Origin of the sequence: Legionella pneumophila subsp. pascullei, assembly GCF_900637585.1 — a bacterium.
Taxonomy (GTDB): Bacteria; Pseudomonadota; Gammaproteobacteria; order Legionellales; family Legionellaceae; genus Legionella; species Legionella pascullei.
Map to the genome: position 1 here is coordinate 2513617 of NZ_LR134380.1, position 24904 is coordinate 2538520.

A 24904-nucleotide genomic window follows, 5' to 3' on the forward strand; every position below is an offset into this window, starting at 1 on the left:
CGAGGCTGATAACAATATCATTATTTACAAGCAAAACAAAAGTATTAGAAAATAAGACATAAGCCACAACGTCAACAAAATCGAAAATACCCATTGCAAAACGTCTATCACTGTTCAAAGGATATTTATGGATATTAATTTAATGGTTTTTGCCTCACCTCTTTTCTTGCTCCTCATAGGAATTGAATATTGGGTAGCCTATTACAAAAAATCCGGTGTCTATCAATTAAATGATTCGGTCAATAATTTCAGCAGTGGTATTCTTGAAGAAATTGGCGCACTCCCCATCAAGGGCCTGATTATTTATGGTTACTATTATTTATATGAGCATTACGCTATTTTTAATGTTAATCCTCGATCGATTTTTTCCTGGCTGCTTTTATGGATTGGGGTTGATTTTTTCTATTACTGGTACCACAGAGCAAGCCACAGAAACAGTTTCTTCTGGATAGGTCATTCAGTTCATCACCAAAGTGAGCACTTTAACTTATCTGTTGCTTTAAGACAGGGTTATTTCCAGACATTAACTTCCTGGGTGTTTTATTTGCCCTTGGCCCTGATTGGTTTTCCAACCTGGATGTTTGTCATTGTCGCTTCTATCAATACCATCTATCAATTCTGGATTCATACTGAATCCATCCGGAAAATGGGTTGGTTTGAAAAAATATTTAATACCCCCTCTCATCACAGAGTTCATCATGGCAAAAACCCTCAATACATAGATAAAAATTATGCGGGAAGCCTGATTATTTGGGATAAACTGTTTGGCACTTTTGAACCTGAAAAAGAGCCGGCTGATTATGGAGTCACCGAACCCCTGGATTCATGGGATCCTTTTTACGCCAACATCAAAGTGATCAAAGATATTCTGTATTATGGTAAAGGGTTAAAAAACAAGTGGGACGTATTACGCGCGTTCTTTATGCCGCCAGAATGGATCATTCATCGCTTACAACAAGAAAACTCCACTATCTCAAAAAGAACAACGGTTAAAAAAAATACGAGGTCACCCGCAATTTATATGTTAACCAATACTGCATTTGCAGTTTTCTTATACACTTATCTATCTCTTGTTTTTGATCCCGCTATTGTCACATCCTGGTTAATTGGAGCATTAATTTTACTGACACTTTTTACTCTTGGTCGAGTTGCAGATGGCAATAGTAGTATTCTTTATTTAGAAATAGTACGTGCAACATTGGTGCTTTTAATACTATTGCTATTAAAAAACTCTCTGTTGTTGTCATTTGGTTTCAGTGTTTTGTTTTATGCCATCAATTATGCCTTATGCACTACTTTTCCTTATAAAAGAACCGCATCCTCTTTCTGAAAAGCAGGCATTGTTCGATGAGGATTAACTCTTAGTGTATGGTAGAAGTATGGTTTTGTCAGAATCAGTCTCGCAGGTAATATGAATTGTTTCTTGTAAAGATCCTCTTTATAATCAATGCCTGAGTTGAAACAACCGCTAAGGATAGCCTGATGCATAATATTGCAAATGAAACACCTGTTCAAATAAATCACCCATTTGATCCGGTAACCAATGTTTTAAAATGGGTTTTACTAGTCACTGCCATTCTTTGTTTTCTAATCCTCATCTGGGGCACTGTTAAAACCTATCAATTGGTACCTCCTTTACCAGACCGTTTTGTGACCTCTACAGGTGAAACGGTGATGACATCACAAGACATCGTGGAAGGAAAAGCAGGTTTTCAACGCGCTGACTTAATGGACTATGGCAGCTTATATGGTATGGGCTCCTATTTTGGCGAAGACTATACAGCAAAATATTTGGTACGTTTGGGAGAGTTGGTCCAGGAAGAATTGGCCAAAATTCGTTTTAATAAAACCTATTCTGAGTTAACAGAAAGCGAGCAATTCGTTATTAATAAAGAAATGCAGAACTCACTGCAACGCCTTGATCTCAATAAAAAAACGAGCATCCTGACACCGGCAATTGCCACCTCAATACGGCAATTACAGGCTGAAATCAGCCAATCGTTACTGAATCATAATTTTATGGCGGGTTATACCCAAGCTTACAGCTTAAATCCTGATACCGCGCTTAAAACTGCAAACTTTCTTATTTATTCCTCCTTGACAACAATAGCTCGCCGCCCAAATCAAAACATATCTTATACCAATAATTGGCCATATGAGCCAAGCGTTGGCAATACACCATCATCAGGGACGTTTTATTGGACCTGGATTTCATTTTGCTTTGTGTTTATGGGATTTGGTGCGGTTCTCTACATCTATCACCGTTATTTAAGTGATGTTGATCATGGACCCATGGAACCTATTTTTTCGGGTTTCAAACCCCTAACTCAAAGCCAGCGTAAAGTAGGCCAATATTTCCTTGTAGCTGCTTTGTTTCTTTTGCTTCAAATTGCAGTAGGAGCCATCATGGCTCATTATTATGCCGAACGGGAAAGTTTCTACGGTATTAATGTCAATACTTGGCTGCCCTTTAATTTCCTTCGCGACGTCCATATCCAAACTCCCATTATCTGGATTGGGCTTTCATGGATAAGTGCAGGCATATTTATGGCACCGATCATTAGCGGCAAGGAAGCCAAAGGACAGGGATTTTTAGTTGACTTCCTGTTTTATGTCACCTTGCTCGTAGTAGGTGGAGCTATCCTTGGCAATTACCTGGGAATTATGGGTTATATTGATAAAGCCTGGTTTTGGCTAGGTAATCAAGGCTTGTCTTACATACAATTAGGAAGGTTGTGGCAAATCGGGTTTTGCATTGGATTGTTTCTTTGGAGCTTTATTGTTTTCCGTGGTATGTGGCCTACATGGGACGGATTAAAAAAAGCCACCATTGAATTCTGGACGGGTCGAATCAAACTTGAAAACCTGTTTTGGGCCAGCACTATCAATGTCGCTGTTTTATATTGCTTTGGGATGATCCCCTTAACAGGTATTGAAAAATCGTTCACCATAACAGACTTCTGGCGTTGGTGGGTTGTGCATCTATGGGTTGAACAATCCTTTGAGTTTTTTGCTGCCTGTGCTACCGCCTACGTACTTATGGGAACTGGTTTGGTTTCCAGAAAAGCCGCAGAGAGAACAGTATTCTTTGAATCCATTTTAATCTTCCTGGGTGGAGTAATAGGTACTGGTCATCATTGGTACTGGACAGGTACTCCCGAAATTTGGATTCCACTGGGTTCCATGTTTTCTTTTATCGAAGTCTTGCCACTGGTTCTTCTGATTATTGATGCGATTCAGCATCGACAACTGATTAAAAAGCAGGGAGCGTTTACCTACAATCTTGCTTATCTTTACATATTGGGAGCTGCGTTCTGGAATTTTGTTGGTGCTGGAGTGTTCGGTGGAGGTACGCTTAATGCGCCACTGATTAATTACTATGAGCATGGAACATTCCTGACATTGAATCATGCTCATACTGCTTTATTTGGTGCATTTGGGCTTCTTGCTCTCGGGTTAATCTATTTTTGCCTAAGATATGCTGCTGGTGAAAATAAAACATGGAATGACCGCTTGGGTGTTTATGCCTTCTGGTTATATAACGCTGGTCTCTTTTTATGGATTGTCTTAAATTTTTTCCCAATCGGCTGGTCACAACTAATGGCAGTATATGAACATGGACTATCCTATGCCAGAAGTCTTGAGTTCTACAACACCACATTATTATGGCAATGGCTTCGTTTTCCAGGAGATGTCGTATTTGCCTTGGGGGCTCTTCTTATGGCTTATGATTTTATTGTTAAAATCGGACCGTTTTTCCCGAAATTTGCCCGTAATCGTCGTTTTATAGCAGGCTCGCCAAAAACAACAGCCCCTGGCGCATGACAAATGACCTGGAAGACAGACCCAGGTATTTTGTTTTGCTTATTTTGAGAAACCGAGTTTACATGAATGTCGACATCCAGTTGATGGGTGTCGCGTTGCAATAAAATTACTTCTGTTAATTACATTACACTTGTGCCAAATAGGGACGATCAAATTCTTTAGATCGCTCCGCCTCGTCTTCTTGCTCCACAGGCAAGAAACCTGCGGTTTGCGCATCCCACATGGATTTGTATAATCCATTGTTTTCTATCAACTCTTGATGTGTACCATCTTCTACTATTGTTCCTTTATCAAAAACCAGGATTCTATCCATGTTAAGAAGCGTTGAAAGACGATGTGCCACAACTATGGTTGTTTTTCCCTCACATAACGGCTGCAAGGATTCTTGAATGCATTCTTCAGTCAAGGAATCCAGTTGTGAAGTGGCTTCATCTAAAATCAATATGGGAGTATGATGCAAAAACGCTCTTGCTATGGCGATTCTTTGTCTTTGTCCGCCTGACAACTTGGTACCCCTTTCCCCTACTATAGTATTAAAACCATGAGGCAAATTCTGAATAAAATCCATGCAATTTGCTAAAGAAGCTGCTGTAACTACTTCATCTCTTCCGGCATCCTCTTTGCCATATTGAATGTTTTCTAATAAAGTGCGATGGAATAGATTGGTATCCTGGGGAATCATACTGATTGATTTTCTTAAAGAATATTGTGTGATCTCGCTAATGTCTTGATTATCAATCAATATCCTTCCACTATCTACATCAAAATAACGAAGAATTAAATTAATAAATGTGGTTTTACCGCCCCCGGAATAACCTACAAGTCCAACTTTTTGTTTAGCCGGTATGACTAACGATTTATTAGTAAATAATTCCTGACCATCTCTATGACGAAATGTCACATTTTCAAACCTGATTTCGCCATGAGTGACTTTCAACTCTTTTGCATTGGCTATATCTTGAACTTCTATAGGTTGGGATAATATGGCGAGCGCCTGCTTTACTATCCCTATTTCGACAAACAAATCACAAAGCGAATTACTGAGACTCCACATTTGATTCATAATGGCAAATGAAGTGGCAAATATAAAGACCACGTCACCTGTGCTGATTAAGTTTCTCTGCCAGAAACTGATGACTGAATAAATCATAGCGATTAACATAATACTGACTGGAACATCGACTAAAAGACGAAAAAAATTGATGAAAAGAACCAGGCGCTTATTGCTTTGAACCTCTTTATTTTGTGTTTTCCAAACGTATTTTTTTTCATACTCATTTTGGACAAATAATTTTACGGTATTAATATTATTCAAAGAATCAACGATTTTTCCTTTTAAAATACTTTTATCTTCCGCATTCACTCTTGCCAGCTTATTGATCTCTTTTGCTGAATAAAAACTGATAAACAATTGAATTATGATCCAGCTTAACAAAATGAATGCAAACCAGGGATTAATGGTTAACATTAAAACGATTGAAACAACAATTGCTGCAAAAGTAGTGTTTACATTACAAGATACAATTTTACGAATGGCTTCCAATGATCGGGGTATATCGCTTATCTTATTAGCTAAATTGCCTGCTAATTGATTAGAAAAAAAATGATGAGAATGCTGGATTAAATAACCGAAAAGGGTCATACGAATATTGGCTTGAAATTGAGGAACAAGGTAGGCTTGCCACCAATTATGCAAGCGCAACACCAGAATCACACCAAACCAGGCAACTCCACCCAAATACAAAGCCGGTGCAATGTCTTGAAAAATGCTTTCTTTTCCCCCTTTATGGTTTGTTATCCCATCAATAATCATTTTTAAAGCATAGGGAATCACATTCGTTTCAAGCACCATCACCACTGGCGCCATGAAAAACAAGGCATAAAGCCAGGGACTTTTTTTAATAAAATGCCAGGAAAATCTCAGGATAGTCTTGGGCAATTGTTGTAAGTCAGACATATTCACATCCTTGTAAAAAATCTGGAACTTCTTATTTAAGATAACAAAGCCAAAGATAAAGAGTAAGAGGTTACAGCCAATTAGATGATAAATTGTTGAGTTTTTGCATTTTAAATTATCACTTAATAAATTTTTTGCATAAATATGTGCCTTACCAAAGTTTAAGGGATACTAAGCCATAAAATAGAGAGACAACATAATACTCCCAAAAACCATACAGTTGAACGCAGGGAAGACCAGTTCAGCAAGTAGAATAAATGGTAAAAAAAACGAGAAATAATATAGGCAATGGCTAGATATTGTGTCGGTAAAGACACCGAATTAGTTGCCAAAGCAGTTAAAGAGGCTGTTGCAAATATCAGTAAAGACTCAAAAGCATTTTGATGGGCTGCCAGAGCTCTTGCGCCAAACCCTTGCAAGCGAGCTTGTTGCTCTCTGGGATAACGATTATCATAGCCACCTGCTTTATGCATGGCATAAGCAACGGGTACTTTTGCCAGATAAGGCAGTAATACGGCGATAAACAAGCATACGATCATGGTAAACATAGTTCTTAGAGTCTTTCTGGTTTATAACTGAATGACATATTAACCAGGTGGCTTTCTCAATTCAATCGGGTAAATTTAATTTCAATCCACTTTAGTGATCAGGAAAACTCCTTAAATAGCTTTTAAATTAGTTTATGGTCATTTTTTGGCCAAATATTAATAAAATTGCTATAATTTTATTCTATAGTATCTTTTGGGTATGATAAAATGAACGAGTATATTGAGCTTTATGAACGCCACAAATATGAGGGAAATAATACAATAGATTCCTTGATTCTGACTTTGAATAGTTTAAAACAGAGCAGGGAAAGCTGGGGACAGGATAACAAGCTTGCAAAGTATTTAGGCTTTGGATTGCGTAATGCTAAACACCCTTTTTTTCAACCCAAAGTGACGCAAAAAAATTTACAAGTAATAGAAACTGTTATCGAAAAATTAAATGCTTTAAAAGAGAGTCCAGATTACCAACAAGAAGGAGAGACATCAACAACTCGCCTGGATATTTTAGGGATATTAGGAGAGCGATTTAACGAATTATCCAAGAATGGTAAAACTCGTGAATTATTTAATTACGTCATGTTTAATGAGGGTTCAATTGATTTCTCAATGAGAGAGAGCACTCTTGTGGAACCATCACCTTTAGAAATTCTTACTGGAAATGAGGAGCCTTACGAAGATGAACAAACGTGGGAACCTCCCTATATTCATAAACTACTCGATTCAAAAGGAATACCATATACAATTTTTGACTCTTTAGAAACGAATGATTTAAATCTTGAAAATGATTTGGGCGATCATGTCAGGTGGGCTTATGACAATATTTATCGTTATTCCTATCCGGACTCGCATCAGGAATCAACTATAGCTAGATTTCATCACGGCATACAACATGTTACCCGAGCTGCAAACTATGCATGTGCCTTTGCCAATTTATACAGGAGACATGGTAACGAGGAAGCCCAAAATTTAACAGAAACAGACATCAAACTCATTCAAATTGCTTTGTTATTCCATGATTCGGCCCGAGAAGGAGATGATGAAGATTTATGGGATCATGAAAGTGCTATCCTTTTATACTATTATCTGACACGCGTTTTACATATTGATGCAGAAACAGCAAGATTTGTAGCTGAGGCAACTGCGAACAAGGATCCGAGTCCGGAAAATGGCTATTTTCAACTCATTGAGGACGAATATGGTCAATTATTCTGGCAGTTTGCGAAGTATGAAGAAGGAGATTTTCCTGCAAAAAATATCTATCAAAAAATAATTCATGATTGCGATTGTCTTGATATCATAAGGGCAAGAAATCAATACGATGCCACCTATCTTGATTTTTATAAGGATATAGCCAGCAAAGACAATCTCGCTTTAGAGGAAATGGCCGAACTTGTCGTAGAAGCCAGAGGCCTTATCTATAGCCAGGGTGATTCATACATTACTAAAAAAGCAGAAATCAAAGCAGGTTATGAAAATGAAGAAGCTCATGCCCGCATAATCAGAGATATGCAGTCAGAAGCTTATCCAATACTCAGTACATTGTATGGAAAACTGTTATCTATAGAAGAATTACAGGCTATGACCTTGGTTAATCTTACTCCCTTCGATGAAACAGCAGGAATGGCTGGAGAAAATCTTGCTGCGGCATTGAGAGAAGGGAGAGTTCTGGCCCGTGGCATTACTACACCAAGTGCCATGCCTGCACCCAGACCCAATAAACCGACTCTAACAGATGAAACATTGGCCGAAAGAGAAATGCGAAAATCCATGCGCTCTGACAATATTAACATCAAAAGCAGAAAAGAAGCACCTAATCTCAAATACAAAAACCCTCTGCGCTCAACCTCCATACTCGGTTATGGAAGTGGGGTCTATCCAGCTGCAGGCATGTTGATCTTCAATCCGGATATAGGCCAAATTAAGAGAATTTCAGCTGAGGATTTTGATAGTGGCCGAGGTCAAAAAAACCATCTAGCCCATTTACAAGAAAAAGAATACAAAGAGTCTCGTGAAATTCTGGAAAGGGAACTTGATGATCTTCATCATAAAATGAAATTGGGCTTATTTGGCAAGAAAACGCAACTTGGCTCAAATTACGTTGAACTTTTATATGACATTAACAAATACGATGCCATTTTCTTTACTAATGACCCAACCATAGGAAATGAAATTGCCTATAATGATTTCAATCCAGCCCATCCCCTGTCCCCTCTCTTGCAAGCCATTTATTTACAGAAGCAGTATGCAAGACAATATGAAGAAACTCGTAAAGCTTATTATGAACGCTATGGACAAGAGAGGGGTGAAACACTATTCCTCGAACGCTTTGGCCCTAACCAATTTTTACCAATTTACGAATATTCCGGCTTAAGGAATAAGTTAACGCCTTATGATACAGAAAAGTTAACAGATGAGAATATTGTTAATATGTGGGTGGAGATGTCTTCTGATTTCATGAGAAATGCTCTGTCCCATATGGGTATAGATAATAGCTATGATTTTTACGATGAACTTCTTTATAACATGAGTATTGAAGACATAAAAGTTTTAAGCATGTACAAAACAAAAGGAAATATATTGGCAAAAGTTAATCAACCAGCTGATTTAAGCTACAATGTTGAATTAAGGGAGAAAATTACTGATGCCATTTCCAAAGCTAAAGAAAAAATAATAGCAGAATATGAAGAGGCTGTTTTCAAAAGACTTCAAGACAATCAATTATCTCCATTTTCAAAAGAAGCATTTTTAGCACTAGAATATAGCCCTCGTTTGAGAGATTTGTGCTCTGATAAAATAAAGGATGATCTATTACGCTTTATATACTCCCCAGATGGAGTCATTTCTTACAAATTATCAGATATTGCCTCAACCTCATTAAAAGAAAAAACAACGACGCTTGATATCCAACATTACAGCGCTGATGAAAGGAATTTCTTGTGTAAAAATCAATTTTTACAAGCCTTTATTCTATGTCAGCAATTAGGTTTAGAGGGAGAAATACAATTCTTGCGCAACAAAGTGAATGAATTGGCAATACAAGTTATTAATGATCAAAATGCTTTCATCACAGGGAGCAGATATAAATTGCAATCAGACTTACATCAGATGATTAACCTAAACAATATAATGACTTTAATAGATAAGGACAATCACCTAAGGGATAACATTGAATCAATCTTATTGGAAATAGTTTCTAAACTGATAGACACCTACACAAATGAAAGGCTGAATTTATACGACAGCTACATGTTACTTAAGACACTCCAAAATGCAGGCATTCCAGATGTCAAATTAAAACACTACTTTAGGCCTGTATTAATCAAAGCGAATGAGACCCTCCATGAGAGGAAACCCCATGATTGGGGTCATTATTGCTCCATTGCCAAGTTGGTAGGAGATGAAGCGAAACCTTATATTTACAGCTGGTTGAATGATTACGACAAGCCATTCTATTCCGAGATTAATTCGATGCTTGAGACATTTAAGAATGCCGGGATTGTTTTTGATGATGAAAATTTGGATGTATTCAAATCATTATTGGAAAAAATTCATTACAATGATGTGGCCTACAACTACGTTCGCTTATCATATTGGCTTAGGGTGATGAATAACCTGCAGTCCTTAGCTTCTGAAAGCCATTATTCAGAATCCCAACTGGAAATCTTAAAAAACCAATTTGATAGAGTAATTGAAAAGCTTATCAAGACTACAAAATCAGAGTATGAACATGCTTCCCACTACTCACAAGAACAAAAATGTTACCGTCAATTAACATCGTTTGCTGAAGAAATTAACACCATTTTGGCCTCTGATTTTTGTTTACCAGTCCCTGACTCGCTGATTAGGGAATTCAATTTGACTCTGATTGCCTTTAGTGAAATGGACTTAAGCCAAACTAAAGTGGATGAATCAAAGTTTCATCTTTTAAAACAACTTCATAATAAATTGCCAAATCCGGAAAAAAGAGAGCATGCGATGGAAAAGCTCACCGAATGTATGGATTCAAAAAAACAAGTTGAAAAAGATCAAAATCAAAACATTTCAGCAGCTGGGTTCTAACCTGATAATGTCAGACTGTGTCGATTCTGATTTGTACTCTTTACGCATTTAAAGTGTATATCAATGCATTGAGCGATGATAAAATCGTTCAGTTTGTAAAGTTTAAACCGTATTTTATGCATTATCATGATTTGAGGATTTTGCATTTAAGATTGATGTTCTTGGCATGTACCGTTACTATTAAGCTCATAACACTCTGTAAAAACGGAAATAACGGAGAAGTAAAATGAGTGATATCAGTCGTGGCGATATTCAGGTGAAGGGTTTTACTGATTCAGAAATGGATTTTCAATTAATACGACAACTGGGATCCAGCAGCTATAGAGCCGCATCAGTAGGTGAATGCTTAAATATTGCAAACACCATGAAAAATGAAGACCCTGAAGAATGGGTCAGGCAGTTTGAACGGTTAGCTGAGTGGCAAAAAAAAGACGGTTTGGAGCGCATGGTAAAAAACCACGTTATAAGCGGCCGAGAGCAATTGTTCAAAGCCTGCAATTCTTTTCGTGCCGCTGAATATTACTCTCCTCCTTCCTCCGAACATCACAGAAAATTGGGATTGAATTCAGCAGATTGCTTTTGTACAGCCATCTCAAGCATGGACATCCATTTTGAAAATCATTCCATTCCTTATAAAAACATCAATCTCCCCTGTTATTTTATCTCCCCTGCCAATGATGGAGAAAAGCGAGACACCGTCATGATAGTCAGCGGATTTGATGGAACTCTGGAAGAAGAGTTTCTCATGCGTGGATTGGCTGCTGTGGAAAGAGGCTACAATGTGATTCATTTCGCAGGTCCTGGCCAAATGGATGTCTTTCGAAAATATCCGGACACTTATTTCGAGCCTGATTTTGAGCAGGTGGTCAAGAGAATCATTAATTATTTTGAGTTCAGGCAAGAAATCAATATGACCAAACTGGCATTGATGGGCATTAGTTTTGGCGGCTATTTTGCAACCCGTGCAGCGAGCCATGAACCAAGAATAAAGGTTTTAATAGCCAACTCCCCCATTCTGGATTTACATGCCTATATGTGTTCCTTTGTAAAAATGGATCCTTGTGAAATGCCCGATTCAGAGGATTTTAGTATTGATGACTTACCTTCTATACCCAATGAAATGATGCCTCCCCAACTCAAAGCACAAACAGAACATTTAATCAAAAGATTTGGGCAACCTACTTTTAAGGCAACATTCAATTATTTAAGAGCATTCACTGTAGGTGATTCATTAAATACTATAAAAATACCTTGCCTTGCATTATTGGGCAGTGGTGAAGGAGGAGAGCCTAGAAAACAATTCCAGGAATTTTGCAAAATAACAAACTCTGAACAATATGAATTTAGTGATTTTGAGGGCGCTGGAAGTCATTGTCAGGTAGGCAACGTTTCTTATTCGAATGCTGTAGTTTATGATTGGTTGGATAATTTATAAATAATAGTGTACCTCTGCTTATAAAGGGATAAGAAATAAAACAACCGATTTATTCGAGCACTGTTGAACCAAAAGGAATTAAGTATCATGTCACCAGATGATTCAAAGAAAAAATCAAAAGGACACATTGTCTTGTCTTCACACCCGGCACGTCATACACAAGCCCCATTAAAAATCAAATGGGGTGAAAAAAATCCTAAAGACAGAGGACCTGTTATTGCCTCTCTCACCAACATCAAAAATCGAAATGCCGTTGGAACTCACTCAGGGTCTTATTCTGTTTACAGAGCCTTGGCAGTAGCCGCTGGTCTGCTGGATCCTGAACACGTTCCTGATCTGACCGACACCATGCCTCCTGTCGATATAGGGCCTCATAAACAATGGAGTGAAGCAGGAAAAATTGTTTCCCTCGATCCCTGGGGGCATCTTGTGGCTTCTGTTTTCTCCGAGGAAATAAAAGCAGGATATGACATCAGACCAACAATTGCAGTCACAAGAGCACATATTAATATCCCGGAATTGCATATTGCCATGCAAAAAGGCAGATTAAAACCTGATGGAAAAATTTTAAGTGAAACAGGGGATGTTGTGGTAACCAAGGCAGCGATTGAACCAGTGTGGTACTTGCCTGGAATTGCAGAGCGCTTCCAGGTTTCAGAAGCATTGCTAAGACGTACTCTTTTTGAACAAACAGCAGGAATGTTCCCTGAATTGGTAACCCGCAGTGATTTGGATGTTTTTTTACCACCTATTGGGGGCTTAACTGCCTATTTCTTTGGCGATGTGACCACTATTCATAATCCAGAAATCGAATTAACTTGCCGTATTCATGATGAATGTAACGGCTCGGATGTCTTTGGCTCTGACATATGCACCTGCAGACCTTATTTGGTTCATGGAATTGAGTTATCCATTGAATCCGCACAAAAAGGAGGAGCAGGTCTTATCGTTTATAATCGCAAAGAAGGAAGAGCGCTGGGAGAAGTCACTAAATTTCTCGTTTATAACGCCAGAAAAAGACAGAAAGGTGGGGACACTGCAGCCAAGTACTTTGAAAGAACGGAATGCGTTGCCGGTGTTCAGGATATGCGTTTCCAGGAATTAATGTCCGATATTCTTCATTGGCTGGGAATCACTAAAATTCATCGTTTTGTTTCGATGTCCAATATGAAATATGATGCCTTGCTCAAATCCGGAATTAATGTCATTGAACGGGTAAAAATACCAGATGAACTGATTCCCCAAGATGCCCGGGTAGAAATAGATGCCAAGCGTGCAGCAGGATATTACTCTCCTGAAGGAATTATTGATATCAACGAATTGGCCAAATCCAAAGGACGCGCCCTTCATGAATAATCAAGAGCAACAAATACAAAATGTTCTGAATATGCTTCGTGATCCTCACAGCATCCGTGCGCAGTCACATCGTATTTTAAATTTGGCGAAACAGAATCAATTAGCACATTTTTCCCTGAACCCTGAAAAAATGACAACCACGGCATCGTATATCGTAGACATTATCACCAGCCGTTATCCTGAGCTTGATATTCCATATCACAGCCGCTGGCGTCATTTTGAAATGGATGGCCTTCCCCGAATTCATAATTTACGCAAACAACTTGAGCCAATCTCTCCCTCAGCATGGGGAAAAATACTTTACGAACTGGTCATCATCAGTGTTTTTCTGGATGCAGGTGCAGGACCACTTTGGAGCTATAAAGAAGCCATCACAGAAAAGGAATACAGTCGCTCTGAGGGATTAGCACTGGCCAGTTTATACCTTTATGAAAACGGAGCATTTAGTACTGATCCAAATAATCCTTTTCGCGTGGACGCCGAGCGTCTGCTTGACTTTAAAGAGACAGATCTCATAAAAGGTTTTCAGGTCACCTCATCCAATTTGCTTGAAGGAATCCCCGGGCGAGTATCCTTGCTTAATCGCCTTGGAGAAATTATTCATCGTAAGGAACACTATTTTAATCACCAGGGACGCCTTGGCGAGTTTTATACTTATATTGGATCCTTGCAAAATAACAAAATACTGTCTGCTACCCAATTATTTCAGGCCGTGTTAGAAGCTTTCAATGATATATGGCCTGTTCGATTGATATATCATGGTGTATCTCTAGGAGATGTCTGGATCCATAGCGCATTAAAAACCAAAGAACCAGGCTCTGAATACATACCTTTTCATAAATTATCGCAATGGCTCACTTATTCTTTAATAGAACCACTGGAGCAAACTGGTATCCATGTCACTGATTTGAATGCACTGACCGGCTTGCCTGAGTATCGAAATGGTGGTTTACTAATTGACACCGAACTATTAAAAGTAAGAAATCATGACATTCTGGAGCAACCTCAAGACCCTGGCTCAGAACCCATAATTGAATGGCGTGCCTTAACCGTGGCCTTGCTCGATGAGTTAGCGTTATTAATCAGGCAACAACTCAACATGAATGAGGAATCTCTCCCTTTAGCCAAAATATTGCAAGGTGGCACTTGGGACGCGGGACGACAGATTGCTCAAAGGAAAAGAATTAATGGAACACCTCCAATACAAATTATCAGTGATGGCACGGTATTTTAATAAGGAATAATAATGGACTTCAATCAAGTAATGGTTATAAATCATCCCCTCATTCAGCACAAACTCACCATAATGAGGAAAAAGGAAACCAGCACAGTAAAATTTCGAACACTGATGCACGAAGTAAGCATGCTATTAGCTTATGAAGTCACTAGGGATCTGGAAATAGAATATGAAGAAATAGAAACTCCTCTGGCTACTATGCAGTCACCTGTTTTGAAAGGGAAAAAACTTGTTTTTGTCTCGATATTACGCGCGGGCAATGGTTTACTGGATGGCATGTTACAACTAGTTCCTACCGCCCGAATTGGTCATATAGGTCTCTACCGGGATCCTAAAACGCTCGAAGCAGTCGAATACTACTTCAAACTACCTGAACATACAGAAGACAGAGATGTGATTGTTGTTGACCCCATGCTGGCAACAGGAAATTCAGCCATCGCTGCAGTTAAAGAGGTCAAAGCCCTACATCCCAAGTCAATTAAATTTCTTTGTCTACTGGCTGCTCCTGAAGGAATTTCCAATTTTCATGGAGAACATCCTGATGTTCCAATATTTACCGCAGCCATAGATGAGCAACTGAATGATCATGGATACATTGTCCCTGGTTTAGGCGATGCAGGAGACAGACTATATGGCACAAAATTAGCTCATTAATGCTGAATTATCCTTATTTCTGGATATCAAATCAGCCGATAGTACGTTTAAACAATAATTAAAATTGTCTTATTTTTCAGCAATGACCGCTTTCACCTTTTGATAAGGACAGGACTTACGAAAAACTCCAAGGTCATGCTGAAAAATTACCACCCATTTTTCTGTGGACTCCCTCTGAGTAGTTATGCGGGACAACAGATGTGATGTATCAAGATTCTGAAGAATTTTGGCAGGGAAATGCTAAGAAACAAACACCGCAAATATAATCTCTTGGCATATCCCTTATTGCATAAAGTCATATCTACAGGACTTACGATAAACCCCAATCTCTTTGTTAAAAAAATGTTTTTAATTCGGTCATTTAGTTTTTCTAAACTCCCTTATTAAAAATATTTTTCGCCTCGACCTTGGGTGTTTTCGTAAGTCCTGAGCTAATCACTCTAGGAGGGAACGAAGAATGTTAGAACTGAACGACAAAGAAAACGCAGTCATTAAGGCTATACATCATAATCATAAGAAACAACTTGAAAGCCAAATGATAACTCGTTTTGGGGTATATTTTGAGCAATCAAACCATCCTGAAAAATTATATTCCTGGATAGAAAAAATTGAAGACACACGCCTGTTAGCTAATCACTATCTGGATACTATCGCTCTAAGTCGAGCTCCAAGCACCATATCGTCATTGGAAAAAGAAACGGCGGGCTCTTCCTATTACATTGAAAAAGCAAAACTGCTTATTCCTGAATCTATAAGGAATTTTCTTTCTGAAATCAATTCTTCCAATGACAACACCTTATTCAATTTTGTAGCTGCGGAGGTCTTTTCCCTTGCTTTAGGCAAATCAATTACCGACCTGTTATTTGATTACTTCAATAATGAATTTTTAGGAGCGCCAGAGAATGTCCAAAAAGAGTTTAATGAAAACCTGGAAAAACAAACTGAATTATCCAATTTGATAAAGAAAGAATGTGAGCGCATCTCCATAGAAATTATCAAATTATTCCATTTCAGAGAAATGCTCCTGCTTGGAAAAATAAGCAAATCACCCATCGAACCCAATTCCAGAGAGGAATTCATTGCTAAAGCAAAGATTGCAAACCAGTCTGGCGAATCCATTCATTTAGCTATCGAAATCTATTTTGCACGTGAATTAAGTCGTATTTTTAACTCAGGTTTTAAGTCACTTTATCAAGTCCACGATGTGGAAATTCAAAGTGAACATCAATCGCCTCTGGTCAAGTGGATCAATCAAATGTCAGAGTCTGAAAAAGTTCGCTTGGCCTTTACCCAGGAAATCCAGTTGAAATTCATGATCCTGGCAAGAGATTTTTTACTGGAAAAAATGAATCAGAAAGGAATACTCGCAAGATACCCTATCATTTTTTCACTCTTTGCGGGAGTCATTATTGCTCCAATAGTCGGTGTGACTATGAGTATTATTACTGGCGGTACTTTTCTATGGGCTATAGCAGCTCTGGCTGTCCTGGTTTTTTCTCTCTCTTGTATAGCAACACACCTCCTAATCAATAAACTCAGCGTATTAACCTATCAACGTTCTTCTGATAATAGAGCTCATATTCAACAATCTATCGATATGATAAACGGAGAATTTTTACGTTTGAAAAAAGAGAGTTTATTAAAAAAAGAAACAACCAATGAAGTTATTGAAAATACAAGAGATTTTGAAAAGATCAACCAGAACTTTCATTTAGTCACGATTGGTAAAAAGGTAGCCAGAGGCTCAGTATCCGGATGGTTAAGAGAATATGCTTCTCGATACAGGCATAGTAAAGCCATCGAAATCGATTTGGGAGATGAATACAAAGAATTAATTACGCAAAGCAGGATACAAACTCAAGAGTTGATTCATTCGATTAACAAGAAAAACTCCAAATTATTGATTAAATGGATTCACGACACCATGACTTATTTGAGGGATGAAAAAAATCAATCTGTGATTGAAGACTTTGAGTTAATCCCCAAAATCAAAGAGCAAGTTCTTGAGATAGTCTGTCAACTCAATTATATACCTCCTGTGTTATTGAAATTCTATTCAAACTCCAGAGAGGAAGGCGGCCTTGGAGGTAATGAATCCGATTTTTCTCATATAAAACGCTTGTCCCCCATTGATGCATCAGACAAAGCCAAGCATAACCCCTATCATTATCTCTGCGATACAGCCCTGAATTTGTTTAAAAAACATGAGCCATTATATACTTCAACTTGTATTTTTTTAGGAGATCCTGAATACCGACAAATGTTAGGTATCGCCAGAAGAGATGCAAGGGAACCTGTAACAGCGGAAAACATCAATCGCTATCTTGATAACTCCTACGCCTTTTTATTATCGCTTTGCCATAAAATCAAACCTGGATTAGGCCTGGATCCCTTGCAACAATCAGCACGTGTCACGGATGAATTCGTTCTCTACAGAATGCTGTTGCTAAAACAGCTTGCGGCAATTTCCGAATCTGACAGCAAAGAAATAAGCAATGAAATCAAATTCAAGATTAGACTTTTTATTCAAAAATACTTTAATCAGGATACCAAAATTATTTTTGATGATCTTGAAAACCAAATGTTTTTGTTAAACAAGGAAGCCCCAAATTCCCATATCTATAAAAACAGCGATCATTTTGAGGTAATCGATACGGAGTTGGATAACATTTTTCAAGCCATCACGCTTGATATGGCTTATAACTCCAATAATTTCAGATTCATTGATATTCTTGACTATTTCATTAATAAATTTATTAAAGAACAGGACTCTCAGTCCGCAACAGTATTTGCATATGGAAAAGCCGAACAGGAAATCAATCCTCAGGGCACAAAATATTATCTTAAAACTCTTGCTGAATATTGTAAAAATACGGCTGAATTTTTAAAAAGCGCTCAAACCAATAAAACATTGACAGCCACAAATCTTCTTGATTGTTATCGATACAACATCAGCTTGCAGGTTTGTAGAACGCAAATTCGGATTATCTGCAGCATAAAGGAAATCAATAAGTTAAGAGTGACGAACGAGACTACCGAACAAATAGCCTTTCTACTCAAGTCCTTTCAACAACTTGCAGAATTTGCAAAAACCCATTGTTACTCATTAAAACCTGATTCCTCCTGTGATCGATTGTTTAAACTTATTGAAAACAAAGCCGTGCAATCCAATTTATCCAGAGATTGGATAAAACGACTTGATGCAAAGGAAGCACTCTTTTACATGATGGATGATCTGCCTAATCAATTAAAACTTTCTTCGGATTATAATGTTTCCAGTTTATTTTTTAGTTCGACAAATCAAGATAAAAGGAAAAAAATCGAAAACTTGGAAGACATTATAGCAAGACCAGCTAAGCTGGTTTAAGGGTATTCTTTAAAATAACTAGAAACACAATAACAAGGACACTGGATACCCTACATAAGGACATCCAGTTTTTACTATAAGCTTGATTTTTTTGACGGGTTACATGATTCCTTTCGCAATAGAACAGGACTTACATCCCACTAGCATAAACATTTTTGGTTTCCGATTGCCCCTTTTCTTGCAATTCAAATTGAGTTTTCTGGTAATCCAAAGATTGTTGCCACCTGGAAATAATAATCGTGGCGATTGCATTAGCCATCATATTAATAATAGACCTGGCTTCATTCATAAATTTATCGATACCCAAAACAAGAACAACACCTGCGGCAGGAATGTGCCCTATCGTAGCTAATGAGCTGGCTAACACAATAAATCCACTTCCCGATACCCCTGCGGCTCCCTTGGAACTAATGATCATGACTCCCAGAAGCGATAACTCCTGCCAAATTGTTAAATCAGTATTGGTAGCCTGTGCAATAAACATGGCTGCCATCGTTAAATAGATTGCCGTCCCTGCCAAATTAAAAGAATATCCTAAAGGCAGAATCAAACCGACTACAGACTGCTCACATCCCAATCGTTCCAGCTTCTGCATCAAACTCGGCAATACAGTCTCGGAGGAAGCGGTACTCCATACGATTAAAAGCTCATCCTTTAAATACCGTAGCAAATGCCAGATATTAATTTTGCAGTACCATTGCAAAAGACTTCCCAAGATAATCAATATAAAGAAAATGGAGGTCAGATAATAACAAGCCAATAATCCAATTAAATTAAACAAAGGGCCAACTCCAAATTTCCCAACACTGAACGCCATAGCAGCAAAGGCAGCTACAGGTGCCATATACATTACAAAATGAATGATTTTAAAAAAGACATTAGACAGGATTTGCATTCCAGTAACCAATGATTTCCCTATATTGCCAGTAAGAATCAGACCTACAGCAAACAATATCGAAATAAAAATAACTTGCAGCAGCTCACCATCGACAAAGGCGCTAATAAACGTTCTGGGGATTATATTAATCAGCAGTTCAGTAACATTAGTTATCTTATGTGCACCCTCAAGGTAAGAGCTAGCTTCTTTGGCATCCAGGGAATTGGGATTCACATTTAAACCAACACCAGGCTTAAAATAATCCGTGGCCAGAAGACCTATCAGCAAAGCCAGGGTTGTGATGAAGGTAAAAAAAAGCAATGCCCCACCTGCCAAGCGCCCAACCTGCCTCATATCGTTCATTGCTGCGATTCCAGAGACCAGAGTGAGAAATATAATAGGAGAAATTAACATCTTAATGATTTTGATAAAAACATCAGCAATGGTTTTTAATTGAATCCCTACATCAGGCAAAAAGTATCCGAGTAAAATACCAATGAAAACACCCAGAAGAACTTGTACATATAATTTTTTTAGAAAATTCATTTTTATTCTCCAGGTCGTTTACTATAAACAACTATTCAAAAGCAAAGCATGAAGCACAAAAACTCTTTCCCTAGACAAATCATTATTACATGAATAGTTTAAATTATTCTAGATATGATCAATATTGATATATTTTTTCAATTTTAACTATTATTGCAACAATTTGAAGAGATTTTGAAAAATAAAATTGCAGAATCGATTATTTCAGGTTTGCTTGATGCATCATTATTATTGGATAAACCCGAATCCTCTTAGACTGTATCTGAGCAATCGTTAAGAAATGAGCCAAATGAAAGGAGTAAATTGTATACTCAGAGCCTAGGGGTTGTTGTATAAAAATAAACCATTTTCATCGTTGCCATTACTGATGTCACAAAGCCAATCGATAATTAATACGCTTGTTCCTAAAGCGGGATCATAGAAATTGACATGCAAAGTAGCAGTATTATCCTCGAAGACATTCAAACGGCCAGAAACAGATAAAAACACGCCAGGCGAATGTTCAAATATCTTGCTTGATACGGTAGTGACCGTATCTCGCAATTGATCATTAATTCTGGTTCGAAAATGCAAATACTCTGTAAAATTGAATCTTGTGGAAGCGCCATCCAAATTTTGTACTAATTGAGTTTGCAAGGTGGGATCTGTAATTTGGCACCGATCCAATCGTATAATAGCCTTGACATCATCACCTCGCTCAACCGCCCTAACCAATTGCGTAAAATTAGTCAACAAAGAAGTAACGGCATGGGCATGGCCTATAAATAAAGACAAATAAATTAACAAGAGAAACTGATTCCATTTCTTCATAACGTCCCCTCTTATTGATTAATTATTTGCTTAATCTTTAAGAACAAATATTATATAAAGTGTATAACCAATAATCTCTATTTACCAGAAAAGTACCCATGAAATTTCTTAAAGAATTGGATATAAGACTTTTAATAAAAGAATTTGGAGAATCTAATTGATCAAATTAAAAACATTTTCGCCATTAAGAACATTGGGTATTTTAAGTAAGTCGTGTAGAATTTGGTAGAGGCTAGAGTGTTCACAAGCCCTGTATTTTTAAAATGGATATCCTGTTGTTTCATCAGGGTAGATACCTTAGAACTCGCTTTGTACATTTAACTGAAAGAGACAGTATGCAAAACATACAGCACATGATTGACTACATTCTTCATATCGATGTTTATTTAAATGCCTTTGTATCAACATACGGTTTTTGGACCTATCTTGCCTTATTTGCTGTCATCTTTTGTGAGACAGGCCTTATCGTCACTCCTTTCTTACCAGGAGATTCACTGTTATTTGCTGCTGGAAGTATCGCCGCTCAACCAGGAAACCCTATGAATATCATGCTGTTGTTTGTCTTGCTATTCATGGCTTCAATATTAGGGAATCAAGTGAATTTTCTTGTTGGACGCGCAATAGGTCCCCGTGTCTTTACTGCCAAGCGCTCCTGGTTACTGAATCCCAAACATCTGCACGATACCCATGCTTTTTATGAGAAACATGGTGGTAAAACAATAATACTGGCACGTTTTATTCCCATAATACGCACATTTGCGCCATTTATTGCAGGTATTGGTAGTATGCGATCATTGCATTTCACGCTTTTCAATCTGATCAGCGGGATACTTTGGATTGGAAGTCTTCTAAGCCTGGGATATTATTTAGGCTCTATTCCATTAATAAAAGAGAATTTTTCATTAGTTATCTATGCGGTCATAGCGATTTCAATTTTACCGCCCATCATTGCATTAATTAGTAAAAAATCAACGTCCTCAATTAAAAAGTAATAAACTAAATGACTCAATTAAAAACATTTTTAACGAAGAGATTGGAGATTTTCGTAAATTCTGACTTTATGAGGATGTAAAAGACCAAGCACGCCTTTTACATCCCGCTCTCACTAGGGAACGTATCTGTTGGCAAACAATTGCACTTCTAAAACAGAAGCTAATTTATTTAAAGAAGAAGTAAAGTGCCTGGACAAATATTGTAAATCTTTTTTATTGTCATGATCCCCTTGTAATTCATGCAGTAACATTGTTCTATAGGAATGCGGGTGCGTATTTCCATTCCTGTTGTCATTTAAATAATGAACCAAGGCTTCTTTGGCTTGATTGTAATCTGTTATTTTAGAAAATGTTTTACAGAAATTATTAGCCCGATCCCGACCTGTTTGACCATGGTAATGAAAGAAGCAAAACCAGATACTTTCACTGTAAGTTGTATAAGCGAGCGTCGCATTGGCAACAATTCGTTTTAGTTGCTCCAATTTTCTTTGGTCTTCACTAACCACCGGCCTATCATGGAAAATCCCTTTACCGATTGGTTTATTGGTTTCATTTCCTTTCCTGTTATGAGGATTAGTTAGTGTATCAAAAGGAGGTACTATAAAGTCTCGAGCTGATTCTTTTCCAAGAAGATCCTCGGTAACTGTTGGTTGATCCATTGTTCTTTTAACTCCACTTAAAGGGGAGTTACGTGCCAGAAGCATTCCTGTAGTGGCTCTCGCCGTCGTAATTTGGGTAGTCCAATGTGTATTATTGCTATTAGTTAAAGTAAGAGTATGTCGTTCTGGAATATCGACAAATTCTTGAATTGGACTATCATTCCTTAGCACATGAAGATTCACCTCAAACGCTTCGGCTAAATAATCTAAATCCAAATGAGTTCCCCAGAAAAAATCCTGAGTGATGTTATTCATAGCAGTAATGATAGGTGACTCACTCCTTGGCTCTGTTTCCAGAGTAATATTGGCTGGATTCGTGGTTTCGCCATACAATAAATTCAAAAAGAGAGGAACCAAAACATCATTTTCATGCCCTGGATGTACACTGTCTCGATCGATCTCTGCCATTTTAATCAGTATAGGAACAGAATCTGCAAAAGGATTGAAACGGGAGTCCGTATCCTGAGGATCACCATAATATAAGGCTGCAAAATTAACAAAATTGCTGTTTCCAGTTAAGCGATTATAATTTCCATTTCTAAATACACAAACATTTCTTAATTCCCGTATTTGATATTGATAGGTCACTATTCTTAAGGAGCTTTGCAACCTGTCCAGTAATTCTTTATTGGGATCTTCAAGATTAAGTTGCAAAATCTCGTCGTATAGCCCTGAAATTGACCTATCGAGACCTACCCATCGCTCAAACATGGTTCTTCTATTATATTTTGCCTCTTCCTGAATTATATTCACCAGACCCATTGCAAAGGCATAAAAAGCACAATTGCCAAGGCCAGGATTATCAATGGTTCTTTCTCTTAAGAATACGCCAGGCTCTTCTATCAAATCCAATTGCTCAGATGTTGGTGCGCTGACTTGTTTATCACCGCGATAAGCCTCCAAAGACGTCATTTTCAAGTGTGGAGGCGTCGAATCCAGAAAACGCTCATTATCTTCTTCATTACACAACACATTCCAATGCTCTTCCTTATTCTCTAATCTGATTTTGATTCGGCTGTCCGTAATGTCTTCTTCTCTATTCTCAACCAGACTGATCGATAAAGCATCTGTCATACCCTTTAATTCATTGCAACTATAACCCCTTTGAAAGGCATGAGGATCTGAACTGATTTTTTTCTTTAAAGCAGATAGTAATTCTTTTGCTCGTTCTGTCAGAAATTGTTTTACATTTTCACGTGTCAGTTCAAGTGTGTAGTCTTTAAGAATTTCTCGTAGTTTATCCAATAAGGGAAGCCTGTCTTTTTTCAAATCCAGATTTTCCAATTTGGGAAAAAGAGCCTCGCCCAAATCCCCTGTGTTCTGCAATTGAAACCAGGCGTGTCCATTTTCAATACTGACCTTATTTTTCCATACAAGATTTGTTAATTCATTGAGAATTTCTTCATCCAGATGATGTTGATATTTCTGATTCAAATTAAATAATACAGGAGCCAAAATCAGCTCAATGTCTCTGGTATCGTTGTAATAGGCTAGCCACTCTTTTAAAGTTTTCCAACTTTTGGGGTTAAATTGCGGGTGATGTTTGGCAAATTCATCCAGTAAGGCCTGATAACCGGGTGTATCCGACTGCGAATCCAGTCTTCCGCTCAAGATCTCGATACTCAGCCCAATAGCCACTGCATTAAATAGACAAGCACCATCTCCAGTAGCCTTAATTGTCTTCGCCATACATACTCCCGATAGTTCTGGTCAGTGAATAAAATTAATGTTCACATATTGTACGCTAAGGGGGTATAATAATCAATTAAAAACAGCTCATCAGGCTTTTAAAAAATTAATTATCCACTGGGCAATAATTGTGTCATCCTCATGTAATTCAAGAGATTTCATCCCTTTTGCAAATTCAATTTCATTGACCGAATCCTCGCGAGAGACCATCAAATCACGAGAATAAGATTTAGTAAACTCAGGATGCCCCTGCACACTAAAGAAAGAACCAATTTGCATCATATAATTTGGACAAAAATCGCTTCCTGCTAATATCTCCGCACCGGTTGGTAACTCAATCACCTGATCTTGATGGCTAACCAATAAATTGAAGCAATTTAGAGATGGTTTCATCCATTCTTTAAATTGATAAATTTGATTTTGTGACATACCTACCCCCCAACCCTTGGGAGATTTAATCACTTTTCCACCTAAAGCTTTCGCTATTAATTGGTGCCCAAAGCAAATACCGATTAATTTTTTTTGAGAAGCATGCAAAGTACGAACAAACTCTTCAAGCTTTCTTATCCAGGGATAATCATCATTCACTCCATGTCGACTTCCTGATATCAGATAAGCGTCTACGGCATGCATATCCGTTGGCAGCTCCCCACGTTCCGCATCAAATACCGTAAATTCAAGAGTAGCATCTGCCGGGCGTAATAGATTGGCAAACATCTCAGGGTATTGACCATGATCTTCGACAAATACTTCACTTACCTTATCACAAAGCAAAATACCAAGATTCATTTAATTCACCTAATTAATTATCTCAAAATTCTCATCAGCTGGATTAGGGTTAATTTCAATATATAAGTCCTTTCTTTCTGATTTCTACCTGACTAAACCACCCG

General features: G+C 37.9%; 15 protein-coding genes. 9 read left to right on the forward strand and 6 right to left on the reverse strand.

Annotated features, from left to right (window positions below):
* Window positions 1-127 precede the first annotated feature (127 nt).
* Window positions 128-1330: a sterol desaturase family protein gene (locus tag EL201_RS11205; RefSeq protein ID WP_027222337.1), complete on the forward strand. Its 1203-nt coding sequence runs from the start codon at window positions 128-130 to the stop codon at window positions 1328-1330.
* 152 nt (window positions 1331-1482) lie between these two features.
* Window positions 1483-3825: a nitric-oxide reductase large subunit gene (locus EL201_RS11215; RefSeq protein ID WP_027222338.1), complete on the forward strand. Its 2343-nt coding sequence runs from the start codon at window positions 1483-1485 to the stop codon at window positions 3823-3825.
* Between the two features lie 124 nt (window positions 3826-3949).
* Here EL201_RS11215 and EL201_RS11220 read toward each other — a convergent pair whose 3' ends face one another.
* Window positions 3950-5782 carry an ABC transporter ATP-binding protein gene (locus tag EL201_RS11220; RefSeq protein WP_027222339.1) on the reverse strand — a complete coding sequence of 611 codons (1833 nt, stop codon included), beginning with the start codon at window positions 5780-5782 and terminating at the stop codon, window positions 3950-3952.
* Window positions 5783-5943: 161 nt separating this feature from the next.
* Complete coding sequence (locus EL201_RS11225; protein WP_027222340.1) at window positions 5944-6330, reverse strand: MAPEG family protein; 387 nt, start codon at window positions 6328-6330, stop codon at window positions 5944-5946.
* A gap of 207 nt (window positions 6331-6537) precedes the next feature.
* Here EL201_RS11225 and EL201_RS11230 point away from each other — a divergent pair, with 207 nt between their 5' ends.
* From EL201_RS11230 to EL201_RS11260, 6 genes are all read left to right on the forward strand, one after another.
* The gene (locus EL201_RS11230; RefSeq protein WP_027222341.1) at window positions 6538-10389 is read left to right on the forward strand and encodes a lpg2239 family Dot/Icm T4SS effector; all 3852 of its coding nucleotides are present in this window, start codon (window positions 6538-6540) and stop codon (window positions 10387-10389) included.
* Between the two features lie 226 nt (window positions 10390-10615).
* Complete coding sequence (locus tag EL201_RS11235) at window positions 10616-11824, forward strand: alpha/beta hydrolase family protein (protein WP_027222342.1); 1209 nt, start codon at window positions 10616-10618, stop codon at window positions 11822-11824.
* Between the two features lie 87 nt (window positions 11825-11911).
* Window positions 11912-13180, forward strand: coding sequence for a GTP cyclohydrolase II (locus tag EL201_RS11240; RefSeq protein ID WP_027222343.1), 1269 nt, complete (start codon window positions 11912-11914; stop codon window positions 13178-13180).
* Window positions 13173-14414: a URC4/urg3 family protein gene (locus tag EL201_RS11245; RefSeq protein WP_027222344.1), complete on the forward strand. Its 1242-nt coding sequence runs from the start codon at window positions 13173-13175 to the stop codon at window positions 14412-14414. The genes EL201_RS11240 and EL201_RS11245 overlap by 8 nt, the downstream gene beginning before the upstream one ends.
* 12 nt (window positions 14415-14426) lie before the next feature.
* Entirely contained in the window at window positions 14427-15071 is a 645-nt protein-coding gene (upp, locus tag EL201_RS11250) for a uracil phosphoribosyltransferase (protein WP_027222345.1), read from the forward strand.
* 457 nt (window positions 15072-15528) lie between these two features.
* Complete coding sequence (locus EL201_RS11260) at window positions 15529-18438, forward strand: hypothetical protein (RefSeq protein WP_027222346.1); 2910 nt, start codon at window positions 15529-15531, stop codon at window positions 18436-18438.
* A gap of 130 nt (window positions 18439-18568) precedes the next feature.
* Here EL201_RS11260 and dctA read toward each other — a convergent pair whose 3' ends face one another.
* Window positions 18569-19861, reverse strand: a complete 1293-nt coding sequence (gene dctA, locus EL201_RS11265) for a C4-dicarboxylate transporter DctA (RefSeq protein WP_027222347.1) — start codon at window positions 19859-19861, stop codon at window positions 18569-18571.
* A gap of 318 nt (window positions 19862-20179) precedes the next feature.
* Window positions 20180-20671 carry a VirK family protein gene (locus EL201_RS11270; protein WP_027222348.1) on the reverse strand — a complete coding sequence of 164 codons (492 nt, stop codon included), beginning with the start codon at window positions 20669-20671 and terminating at the stop codon, window positions 20180-20182.
* 335 nt (window positions 20672-21006) lie between these two features.
* Between EL201_RS11270 and EL201_RS11275 the strand changes: the two genes are divergently transcribed.
* Window positions 21007-21663 carry a DedA family protein gene (locus EL201_RS11275; protein ID WP_027222349.1) on the forward strand — a complete coding sequence of 219 codons (657 nt, stop codon included), beginning with the start codon at window positions 21007-21009 and terminating at the stop codon, window positions 21661-21663.
* A 113-nt stretch (window positions 21664-21776) separates the two neighbouring features.
* Here the strand turns inward: EL201_RS11275 and EL201_RS11280 are convergent, their stop codons facing one another.
* The gene (locus EL201_RS11280) at window positions 21777-24011 is read right to left on the reverse strand and encodes a hypothetical protein (RefSeq protein ID WP_027222350.1); all 2235 of its coding nucleotides are present in this window, start codon (window positions 24009-24011) and stop codon (window positions 21777-21779) included.
* A gap of 90 nt (window positions 24012-24101) precedes the next feature.
* Window positions 24102-24800 carry a glutamine amidotransferase-related protein gene (locus EL201_RS11285; RefSeq protein WP_027222351.1) on the reverse strand — a complete coding sequence of 233 codons (699 nt, stop codon included), beginning with the start codon at window positions 24798-24800 and terminating at the stop codon, window positions 24102-24104.
* Window positions 24801-24904 lie beyond the last annotated feature (104 nt).

Bases quoted from the DNA above. Each gene is read 5' to 3' on its own strand.
- EL201_RS11205 (WP_027222337.1), top strand. From the start codon at position 128: ATGGATATTAATTTAATGGTTTTTGCCTCACCTCTTTTCTTGCTCCTC.
- EL201_RS11215 (WP_027222338.1), top strand. From the start codon at position 1,483: ATGCATAATATTGCAAATGAAACACCTGTTCAAATAAATCACCCATTT.
- EL201_RS11220 (WP_027222339.1), bottom strand. From the start codon at position 5,782: ATGTCTGACTTACAACAATTGCCCAAGACTATCCTGAGATTTTCCTGG.
- EL201_RS11225 (WP_027222340.1), bottom strand. From the start codon at position 6,330: ATGTTTACCATGATCGTATGCTTGTTTATCGCCGTATTACTGCCTTAT.
- EL201_RS11230 (WP_027222341.1), top strand. From the start codon at position 6,538: ATGAACGAGTATATTGAGCTTTATGAACGCCACAAATATGAGGGAAAT.
- EL201_RS11235 (WP_027222342.1), top strand. From the start codon at position 10,616: ATGAGTGATATCAGTCGTGGCGATATTCAGGTGAAGGGTTTTACTGAT.
- EL201_RS11240 (WP_027222343.1), top strand. From the start codon at position 11,912: ATGTCACCAGATGATTCAAAGAAAAAATCAAAAGGACACATTGTCTTG.
- EL201_RS11245 (WP_027222344.1), top strand. From the start codon at position 13,173: ATGAATAATCAAGAGCAACAAATACAAAATGTTCTGAATATGCTTCGT.
- upp (WP_027222345.1), top strand. From the start codon at position 14,427: ATGGACTTCAATCAAGTAATGGTTATAAATCATCCCCTCATTCAGCAC.
- EL201_RS11260 (WP_027222346.1), top strand. From the start codon at position 15,529: ATGTTAGAACTGAACGACAAAGAAAACGCAGTCATTAAGGCTATACAT.
- dctA (WP_027222347.1), bottom strand. From the start codon at position 19,861: ATGAATTTTCTAAAAAAATTATATGTACAAGTTCTTCTGGGTGTTTTC.
- EL201_RS11270 (WP_027222348.1), bottom strand. From the start codon at position 20,671: ATGAAGAAATGGAATCAGTTTCTCTTGTTAATTTATTTGTCTTTATTT.
- EL201_RS11275 (WP_027222349.1), top strand. From the start codon at position 21,007: ATGCAAAACATACAGCACATGATTGACTACATTCTTCATATCGATGTT.
- EL201_RS11280 (WP_027222350.1), bottom strand. From the start codon at position 24,011: ATGGCGAAGACAATTAAGGCTACTGGAGATGGTGCTTGTCTATTTAAT.
- EL201_RS11285 (WP_027222351.1), bottom strand. From the start codon at position 24,800: ATGAATCTTGGTATTTTGCTTTGTGATAAGGTAAGTGAAGTATTTGTC.